The sequence below is a fragment of the Pseudomonas sp. AU12215 genome, from assembly GCF_001675465.2.
GTDB classification, from domain to species: Bacteria; Pseudomonadota; Gammaproteobacteria; order Pseudomonadales; family Pseudomonadaceae; genus Pseudomonas; species Pseudomonas nitroreducens.
Genome location: NZ_MACM02000048.1, coordinates 18,971 through 28,075, shown reverse-complemented (window position 1 = coordinate 28,075; position 9,105 = coordinate 18,971). Strand labels below are relative to the sequence as shown.

Below are 9,105 nucleotides of genomic sequence, written 5' to 3'. Positions count from 1 at the left end.
GGCGCGGCSWWSGTCTTCGCGCCGCTGGCGCCGTCCAGCCAGCGTAGGGCGCTGAGGTGGGCGTTGGCCAGGTCGACGACGTGCAGGTAGTCGCGCACGCCGGTGCCGTCCGGGGTCGGGTAGTCGTTGCCGAATACACGGATGAAAGGCTGTTTGCCGGTGGCGACCTGGGACACGTAGGGCATCAGGTTGTTGGGGATGCCGTTGGGGTCTTCGCCGATGCGCCCGCTGGCGTGCGCGCCGACCGGGTTGAAGTAGCGCAGGATGGCCATGCTCCACTGTTGATCGGCGTGGGCGATGTCGCGCAGGGCGATTTCCGCCATCAGCTTGGACTGGCCGTAGGGGCTGGCGGGGCCGGTGGGGGCGTCTTCTCGGATCGGGCTTTCCGCCGCCAGGCCATACACCGTGGCCGAAGAGCTATAGATGAAGCGCTTCACGCCGTGGCGCTGCATGACCTGGCAGAGAGTCACAGTGCCGGCGAAGTTGGTCTGGTAGTAGGCGATGGGGTTTGCAACCGATTCGGCAACGGACTTAAGGCCGGCGAGGTGGATGGTGGCATCGATTTCGTGCTCAAGAAAAAGGCGGTCAAGTATCGCTTCGTCACGAACATCACCTTCCACAAAGGGAATTGCCTGGCCGGTGAGTAGCTCGATGCGTTGCAGCGGAATGGGCGAGCTGTTGTCGAGGTTGTCAAGGACGATGGGATGGAAGCCTTGCTCGACCAACTCCAGGCAGATGTGGGAGCCGATGTAGCCGCAGCCCCCGGTCAACAGAATCCTTTTTGTCATGATCGCCTTCTTGCTCCCTTCGCGGTTTGCCGACTCGTGAGCGTCTGAGTATGTCAGAGGCACGCGAATCGACACCATTGAGGGCGGCAGGATTCTATCGGCCGGTGCGCGAGGTCGTAGGACTGCTTACAGACTCAGCCGCATCGACAGGTCCAGCGCCTTGACGTCCTTGGTCAGGGTGCCGATGGAGATGTAGTCCACGCCCGTCTCGGCGATGGTGCGCAGGGTGCTCTCGGTGATACCGCCGGAGGCCTCCAGCTTGGCGCGGCCGGCGGTGAGGGCGACAGCGGTGCGCATGTCGTCCAGGCTCAGCTCGTCGAGCATGACGATATCGGCGCCGGCGTCCAGGGCCTGGCGCAGTTCGTCCAGGTCTTCCACTTCGATCTCCACCGGCTTGCCCGGGGCGATGCGCTGGGCGGCCTCGATAGCCTGGGCGATGCCGCCGCACGCGGCGATATGGTTTTCCTTGATCAGGAAGGCGTCGTACAGGCCGATACGGTGGTTATGGCAGCCGCCGCAGGTGATCGCGTACTTCTGCGCCAGGCGCAGGCCGGGCAGGGTCTTGCGGGTATCGAGCAGTTTCACGCCGGTGCCGTCCACCAGGTCGGCGTAGTGGCGGGCGCGGCTGGCGGTGCCGGAGAGCAGCTGGAGGAAGTTCAGCGCGCTGCGTTCGCCGGTGAGCAGGGCGCGGGCCGGGCCCTCGAGGGTGAACAGGGTCTGGTCGGCGCTGACCTGCTCGCCGTCGCGCACCTGCCATTTCACCTGCACGCGCGGATCGACCTGGCGGAATACCTCGTCGACCCAGGCGGTGCCGGCGAGGGTGGCGTTCTCGCGGGTGATGATGCGGGCGCTGGCGTCGCGCTCGGCGGGGATCAGTTGGGCAGTGATGTCGCCGCTGCCGACGTCTTCGGCCAGCGCGGCGCGGACGTTGGCCTGGATTTCCCCGGAAAGCTCGGCGAGGGTGAGGTTCGGCATGGAAGGCTCCTGTTCGCAGTGGCGCGATTATACGGGCGACGGTGCATGGCGTGCAGGGAGGGCGGAATTTTGGACCGTCGTGCGATTTGTCGGACGGACGGCGGCTGCTTCGGTGTGAATTTCTTCAAGAATGCGTGAAATGTCTCTTGGTTGTGTAAGAAGCTTCCCTATAATGACGTTGAAATTTTCCATTTTTTGACGCCAAGAATTTGACGTTACGGACGACGCCTCGATGATTGTTGGTGCCGCCAGCTGGGCCTGACGGCAGGAGACTTGCGATGCAGAACGACGCGAACGTAGTGCCGCTGAACAAGTCGGCCACGGAACCCTCGCAGACTTCGTTCGCTGGACGCGTTCCGGCGGGGCTCGTCGCTGTGCGCGACAAGGTCGCCGTCCAGCTGCGCCATGCCATGCAGGCCCTGTTCGACAATGCCGACGACACCCTGTTCGAGATGGCCGATCGCGCCGCCAACAATGCTGAGCAGAGCGCGTACTTCGAGGCCATGCGCGACCTGCGCCTCAAGCGCAAGGGCATCGAGCGCGGTTTCCTGAAGAAGGTCTTCGAAGCCTTTGCCAACCTGAACCAGTATGAAATCGGCCGCGCGCCGGTGCTGGATACGGTTTCCTACGAGAATCTCACCCTGGTGCAGAACGACGAGCTGGAAGAGTCCGTCGCCCTGGATGCCATGGTCGCCAAGGTGATGAGCCGCGACGGCGTCGCCCTCACTCACCTCACCACCCGATTCAATACCTTGGTCAGCAAGAAGGTCGAGGACAAGAGCAACCCGCTCGGCCCGCGCCAGCTCTGCGAGGCCTTCCTAGAGGCCTGTCGCGGCCTGGGTGTGGAGATCAAGGTCAAGCTGATCATCCTCAAGCTCTTCGAGAAGTACGTGCTGGCCGATGCCGAGCACCTGTACGCGGAAGCCAACCAGACGCTGATCGCCCTGAACGTGCTGCCGGAGCTCAAGTCCGTTCCGCTGCGTCGTCCGCCGCAACGTACGGTACCCAGCAGCCAGGGCGCCGCTCCGGCCGCCGCTGGTGCCGCCGAGGCGGGCGAGCAAGCAGGCGCTGGCCAGTACATGGACGCCGACAGCCAAGCGGCCTTCGCGGCCCTGCGCGACCTGCTCTCGCAGGTGCGCGGCAGCGCAGCCCCGGCGCGCCCGATGCCTGCCGATGCGGTACCGATTTCCAGCAACGACCTGATGCGCCTGCTGTCCCACCTGCAGTCGCACCTGCCGGCGCAGAGCATCGATGAGATCGATGTGCGCCAGCACCTAGACCACCTGCTGACCCGCGTCAGCAGCAAGAGCGGCCGTTCCCGTGTGGTCGGCCAGGTGGACGAGGACGTCATCAACCTCGTCTCCATGCTCTTCGAATTCATCCTCGACGACCGCACCCTGCCGGATTCGCTCAAGGCCCTGATCGGCCGCATGCAGATCCCGATGCTCAAGGTCGCGGTGCTCGACAAGACCTTCTTCAACCGCGGCAGCCACCCGGCGCGCCGCCTGCTCAACGAGATCGCCTCCGCCGCCCTGGGCTGGGCCGAGCACTCCGACGGCCAGCGCGACCACCTGTACCAGAAGATCGAGCAGGTGGTGATGCGTCTGCTGAACGATTTCGTCGACGACCCGGCGATCTTCTCCGAGCTGCTCGACGAGTTCATCGCCTTCACCGGCGACGAGCGCCGTCGCAGCGACCTGCTGGAGCAGCGCACCCGCGATGCCGAGGAAGGCCGCGCCCGCGCCGATCTGGCCCGCCAGGACGTGGAAGGCGTACTCAATGAGCGCCTGCTTGGCCGCACCCTGCCCGAAGTGGTGGTGCGCCTGTTGCAGGAGGCCTGGAGCCAGGTCCTGCTGCTCACCTGCCTGAAGCACGGCACCCATTCCTCCGAGTGGGAAGGTGCGCTGGCGACCATGGACGACCTGATCTGGAGCGTGGAGCCCCACGAAGACCCGGATTCCCGTCTGCGCCTGCTGGAGATGGTGCCGCAGTTGCTCAAGTCGCTGCGTGAAGGGCTGGCTTCGGCTGCCTTCGATCCGTTCTCCACGGGCGAATTCTTCAGCCGCCTGGAAGGGCTGCACGTGCAGGCCTTCCAGCGCTACAAACAGGTCGAGGAAGCTCCGCTGCTTGACCTGGAAGACGACCTGCCGCTGCTGGACGATCCGCTGGATGCTCCGGCAGCCGCCGCTCCCGCTGTTGCGCAGCCGGCCATGGTCGCGGTGGTCGAGGAAATCGTCCTCGCTTCGCCGGAACCTGCCCGCGTGGTGGAGCCCGAAGAGGCCTTCGCTGATGACGACGAGTCGCTGCGCAAGGTCGACGACCTGCGTGTCGGTAGCTGGGTGGAAATCCAGGAAGACGAAGAGCACAAGCTGCGCTGCAAGCTGGCAGCGGTGATCCGCCCGAGCGGTCGCTACATCTTCGTCAACCGCACCGGCATGAAGGTGCTGGAAAAGACCCGCATGAGCCTGGCGGTCGAGTTCCGTCGCAACGCCGTGCGCCTGCTCGACGATGCACTGCTGTTCGACCGCGCCCTGGAATCGGTGATCGGCAACCTGCGCCGCCTGAAGAACGCCTGAGCCCGCTGGCTGCGCGCCAGCGGGTGCATTTCCCCCGTCGCCTGCTTTAGAGTGGGGCTCTGCCAAGGAGTCTCCATGCAGATCGACCCCGAATCCGGCTGGTGCCTAGACGCCCAGCGCTGCCCTTCGCCGAACTTCAATGCCCGCCCCGATGGCGAGGAAGTCTCGCTGCTGGTCATCCACAACATCAGCCTGCCGCCCGGCCAGTTCGGTACCTGCAAGGTGCAGGAGTTCTTCCAGAACCGCCTCGCTGCCGACGAGCATCCGTACTTCGCCAGCATCTGCAGCCTGACGGTGTCCGCCCACTTCCTCATCGAGCGCGACGGCTCGCTGTTCCAGTTCGTTTCCTGCAACTCGCGCGCCTGGCATGCCGGCGTGTCCAGGTTCGATGGGCGGGAGAACTGCAACGATTTCTCCATCGGCATCGAGCTGGAAGGCACCGACATCGAGCCCTACAGCGACCGTCAGTACGAAGTGCTCGCCGAGCTGACGCGGCAGCTGCGCAAGGTTTATCCCGCGATCACGGCGGAGCGCATCCAGGGGCATTGCGACATCGCGCCGGAGCGCAAGACCGACCCCGGCGAGGCATTCGACTGGACGCGCTATCTCACCGATATCGGCGCGGCTGTGAAGAAGGAGTCGACATGAGTTTCCTGGTGCTGTTGCTGGTCCTGTTGGTCGAGAAATTTTCCAGCTGGCGTGCGCGGGTACAGCGTGATGGCTGGTGGCTCGGCTGGCTGGATACCGTGGGTGGCGTGAAGTCGCTGGTGGCGCAGCCCTGGCTCGGCCTGCTGGTGGCCATCCTGCCGCCGCTGCTGTTGCTGGCGCTGCTGCTGACCATTCTGGAGCCGGTGGCCTACGGCCTGCTGGCGCTTCCGGTACAACTGCTGGTGGTGGTCTGGAGCCTGGGGCGCGGCGATGTGCTGCGTGCCATCGGGCCGTTCCGCGATGCCTGGCGCCGTGAAGATGCCCAGGCCGCCTACCACGTCGCCGAGCGTGACCTGGGCGTGCAGGTCCAGGCCGATGGTGACGACGATCTGTTCGCCGTGGTGCAGGGCACATTGGTCTGGGAGGCCTACCAGGCCTTCTTTGCGGTGATCTTCTGGTACGCGCTGCTCGGCCCGGTGGCCGCGCTGGCCTACCGGCTGCTCGCCATTGCCGCCGAGCAGGGGCGCCAGCCGGTGCTGCGCGAGCGCGCCGCACAGTTGCGCCATGCCTTCGACTGGCTGCCGGCGCGGGCACTCGTGCTGAGTTTCGCGCTGGTCGGCAACTTCGTCGCGGTGACCCGTACGCTGTTGCATGACCTGCTGGCCTGGGATGTACCCGCCGCTCGTCTGCTGGCGCGCGCCGGGTACGTGGCCGAAGACTTCAACGAGGGCGGCCTGGGCGCCAAGGGCGTTGCCAGCCTGGATGCGCTATGGCAGCTGCTGGTGCGCTCCGCCGTGCTCTGGTACGCGGTCTTCGCCATCTGGGCATTGCTGCTCTGAGCTCGCGAATCGGGCCGGTTGCCGCCGGTCCGATGATGGCATTTTAACCTTAAGTTACAGAACTCCCCGCCGATATCAGGTACACATCGATTCCAAAGCGCGAGATGACGGTCGCTGTACGACAGCGGCCGCGCCGATGAGCGCACGTGGCGACAACCCGTCCAGGGGCGCGCCGCACCATCCCCGACAAGCAACATAACAATAACGGGAACAGGAGACGTCTTTCGTGAGGACCGTGCTCTATCCGGCCATCGCGCTGATGAACCGTCTGAGCTTCGGCATGAAGTTCAGCCTGATCAGTGTGCTGTTTTTCCTGCCGATGCTGATTACCAACTTCTACCTGGTGCGCGACTCCTACCGGCAGTTCGTCAGTACCCGTGCCGAACTGGAAAGCCTCCAGTTGATCGGCAACGGGCTGCAGGTGCGCCGCCACCTCGAGTCCTACAACGACCTGTTGCAGATCAATGGTGTGCTCGGCCAGTCGAACAAATCCTCCGGCATCGACTCGCGCATCAGCCAGTTGCACAAGGACCTGCAGGCGCAGATCCAAGCGCTGCAACCGGTCACCCAGGACGCCGAGCAGATCACCGAGTTCAACACCAAGCGCGATGAGTTGCTTGCCAGCCTGAAGGGCGTTGACGCCGAGGGCTCGCTGCAGAGCAAGTCGGCCATGGCGGCGCGCCTGCTCAGCGAAGTGCAGGTCTTCAACAAACTGCTGGTGTCCCAGGCTGGCCTGAGCCAGGACGACGCCCGCGACCTGCGCCAGTTGGCCGAACTGATCACCTCCGGCACTCCGCAGGTGACCGAGACCCTCAGCCAGGGCCGCACCATGGGGGCCAGCGCGCTGGGCCAGGGCTTCCTGAATTCCTCCACCAGCAGCAAGCTCGATGACCTGCTGCAGGAGCTGGAGAAGCTCCACGCCGAATACGGGCTCAAGCTGCAGGAAGCGCTGGGCGCCAGCGCTGCAGCGCAGAGCACGCTGGCCGCCGATGCCCAGGCCAGCCGCGAAACGATCAAGGCCATGGGTAAGCTGTTCGAGGACAAGGTGGTGATGGCCGACACCCTCGACACGCCCTGGCTCGATTTCTACGAACAGGTCAGCAAGGCGATCGAGCAGACCTATCGCCTGGACGACCATGTCCTGCAGTTCTTCGACGGCCAGTTGCAGGCCCGCCTGGCCAGCAAGCAGCGGCAGATGGTGCTGCTGGTGGTGGCGCTGCTGGTGGTGTTCGTTTCCATCGTCTACCTCTACGGCGGCTTCTACGTCTCCACCCGCACCACCCTCAAGAGCCTGGGCAAAATGATGGAGCGCGTCGCCGCCGGCGACATGACCGTCAACTTCCAGGCCCAGAGTCGCGACGAGCTGGGCGAGCTGGGCGATGCCTTCAACCAGACCGTGTCGAAGATCCACGACCTGATCGAGCAGGTCGGCCGCACGGTCAGCGAAGTGGAGCGGCAGACCGTGCGCGTGGAGTCGGTTTCCGCCGAGAGCAACCAGGCGGTAGCCGGCCAGCGCAACCAGATCGAGCAGGTCGCCACGGCCATGAACCAGATGGCCGCAACCGCCCAGGAGGTCGCGCGCAGCGCCGCCGTGGCGGTGGGCAGCGCCCACAACGTGAACCAGGAAACCACCAGCGGCCGCGCCCTGGTGGCATCCCAGGTGGGCAGCATCCAGCGCCTGGCTGGCGAGATCGACGAGTCGGTGGCGGTGATCAACCAGCTGGCCGCCGACAGCGCTTCGATCAGCCGTGTGCTGGACGTGATCAAGGGCATTGCCGAGCAGACCAACCTGCTGGCGCTCAACGCAGCCATCGAGGCGGCGCGTGCTGGTGAGCAGGGCCGGGGCTTCGCCGTGGTCGCCGATGAGGTGCGTACCCTGGCCAAGCGCACCCAGCAGTCCACCGAAGAGATCGAGCAGATGATCGCCCGCCTGCAGAACGGCGTGGGCGCCGCCGTGAAGGCCATGGGCAGCAGCCACCAGACCGCCGATGGCACTGTCAGCCAGTCGGCCCAGGTGCAGCAGGCGCTGGAGAATATCCTCAGCGCGGTCGGCGCCATCGTCGACCAGAACCAGCAGATCGCCGCCGCGGCCGAGCAGCAGACCGCCGTGGCCCACGACATCGACCAGAACATCGTCGAGATCAACCAGGCCGGCGAGCGCACCTCCGAAGGTGCCAGCGAGACCGAGCGCGCCAGCCGCGAACTGGCCGGGCAGGTGGTGGAGCTCAAGCGGCTGATCGGCGCGTTCCGCGTCTGATCCCGGGTTGTGCGAGGCAGGCGCAGCGGTCCGTCTCGCTAAAGGGTTTTCGCCAGCAGACCGATGTCCGTGGGTCGCACGGATGCACCCCATCTCACGGGCATCGGTTTGTCGGTGAATTCGCTATTGGCCTGTAGGAGCGAGCTTGCTCGCGAACAGATTCGGCAGGTCACTCCATCGTCGTGCGGTTCGCGAGCAAGAACTGGGCGTCCCCCTCGCTCCTACGAAGAGCAACCGCTCAACTCCAGCCGAACAACTCCATCGCATTGCGCGTGCTGGCGCTGGCCAGTTCTTCCGGGCTGATGCCCTTCAACTCTGCCAGCGCCACGCAGATATCCGGCAGATGTTCCGGGCTGTTGCGTACGCCGGGATACATCGACGGCGCCATGTCCGGCGAGTCGGTCTCCAGCACGATGGACTCCAGCGGTATCTCCGGCACCACCTTGCGCAGGCGGTTGGCCTGCGGCCAGGTCGGCGCGCCGCCCAGGCCCAGGCGGAAGCCCAGCTTGAGGTATTCGCGGGCTTCCTCGCGGCTGCCGGCGAAGGCGTGGACGATGCCCTGGCGCCCGGGCTTGTAACGCTTGAGCGTGGCGATCATCGCCGCATGGGCGCGGCGCACGTGCAGCAGCACCGGCAGCTCGAAGTCGATGGCAATGCGCAACTGCTCCTCGAAGATGGCCTGCTGGCCCTCGCGGTCGAGGTCTTCCAGGTAATAGTCCAGGCCGATCTCGCCCACCGCGCAGAGCTTCGGGTGGCCGGCCAGACGCTGCAGCCACTCGCGCAGCGCAGCAAGGTGTTCCGGCTTGTGCCGCGCCAGATAGATCGGGTGCAGGCCCAGGGCGGCGTAGAGGTCTGGCTCGCTGTCCACCAGCGCCCAGACGTCCTCCCAGTTCTCGCGGAACACCCCCAGCAGCACCTGCCGTTCCACGCCCAGCTCGCGGCTGCGTTGCAGCACGGCGGCGCGGTCCTGCTCGAAGTCCGGGCAGTCGAGGTGGTTGTGGGTGTCGATCAGGCGCATCGGC

7 protein-coding genes are annotated in these 9,105 nt (G+C 65.5%); 4 read left to right on the top strand and 3 right to left on the bottom strand.

The features are described from left to right. A partial coding sequence (gene galE / locus A9513_RS11925) for a UDP-glucose 4-epimerase GalE (protein ID WP_065084845.1) occupies nt 1-788 on the bottom strand: 788 nt, incomplete at its 3' end. A 126-nt stretch (nt 789-914) separates the two neighbouring features. After that, a complete protein-coding gene (gene nadC / locus A9513_RS11920) occupies nt 915-1,763 on the bottom strand; it encodes a carboxylating nicotinate-nucleotide diphosphorylase (RefSeq protein WP_065084844.1) in 849 nt (282 codons plus the stop codon). 278 nt (nt 1,764-2,041) lie between these two features. Between nadC and A9513_RS11915 the strand changes: the two genes are divergently transcribed. From A9513_RS11915 to A9513_RS11900, 4 genes are all read left to right on the top strand, one after another. Further along, nucleotides 2,042-4,339, top strand: a complete 2,298-nt coding sequence (locus A9513_RS11915; protein ID WP_065084843.1) for a DUF1631 domain-containing protein — start codon at nt 2,042-2,044, stop codon at nt 4,337-4,339. 75 nt (nt 4,340-4,414) lie between these two features. Beyond that, nucleotides 4,415-4,987 (top strand): 1,6-anhydro-N-acetylmuramyl-L-alanine amidase AmpD, encoded by a 573-nt coding sequence (ampD, locus tag A9513_RS11910; protein WP_054910377.1) that lies wholly within the window; start codon nt 4,415-4,417, stop codon nt 4,985-4,987. Beyond that, nucleotides 4,984-5,826, top strand: coding sequence for a regulatory signaling modulator protein AmpE (gene ampE, locus A9513_RS11905; protein WP_054910378.1), 843 nt, complete (start codon nt 4,984-4,986; stop codon nt 5,824-5,826). The genes ampD and ampE overlap by 4 nt, the downstream gene beginning before the upstream one ends. 226 nt (nt 5,827-6,052) lie before the next feature. Beyond that, nucleotides 6,053-8,083 (top strand): methyl-accepting chemotaxis protein, encoded by a 2,031-nt coding sequence (locus A9513_RS11900; protein ID WP_064979885.1) that lies wholly within the window; start codon nt 6,053-6,055, stop codon nt 8,081-8,083. A gap of 238 nt (nt 8,084-8,321) precedes the next feature. On the opposite strand, the gene A9513_RS11895 is transcribed toward A9513_RS11900, so the two are convergent. Next, the gene (locus A9513_RS11895; RefSeq protein ID WP_054906683.1) at nt 8,322-9,101 is read right to left on the bottom strand and encodes a TatD family hydrolase; all 780 of its coding nucleotides are present in this window, start codon (nt 9,099-9,101) and stop codon (nt 8,322-8,324) included. Nucleotides 9,102-9,105 lie beyond the last annotated feature (4 nt).

Bases quoted from the DNA above. Each gene is read 5' to 3' on its own strand.
- A9513_RS11895 (WP_054906683.1), bottom strand. From the start codon at position 9,101: ATGCGCCTGATCGACACCCACAACCACCTCGACTGCCCGGACTTCGAG.
- ampD (WP_054910377.1), top strand. From the start codon at position 4,415: ATGCAGATCGACCCCGAATCCGGCTGGTGCCTAGACGCCCAGCGCTGC.
- nadC (WP_065084844.1), bottom strand. From the start codon at position 1,763: ATGCCGAACCTCACCCTCGCCGAGCTTTCCGGGGAAATCCAGGCCAAC.
- A9513_RS11915 (WP_065084843.1), top strand. From the start codon at position 2,042: ATGCAGAACGACGCGAACGTAGTGCCGCTGAACAAGTCGGCCACGGAA.
- ampE (WP_054910378.1), top strand. From the start codon at position 4,984: ATGAGTTTCCTGGTGCTGTTGCTGGTCCTGTTGGTCGAGAAATTTTCC.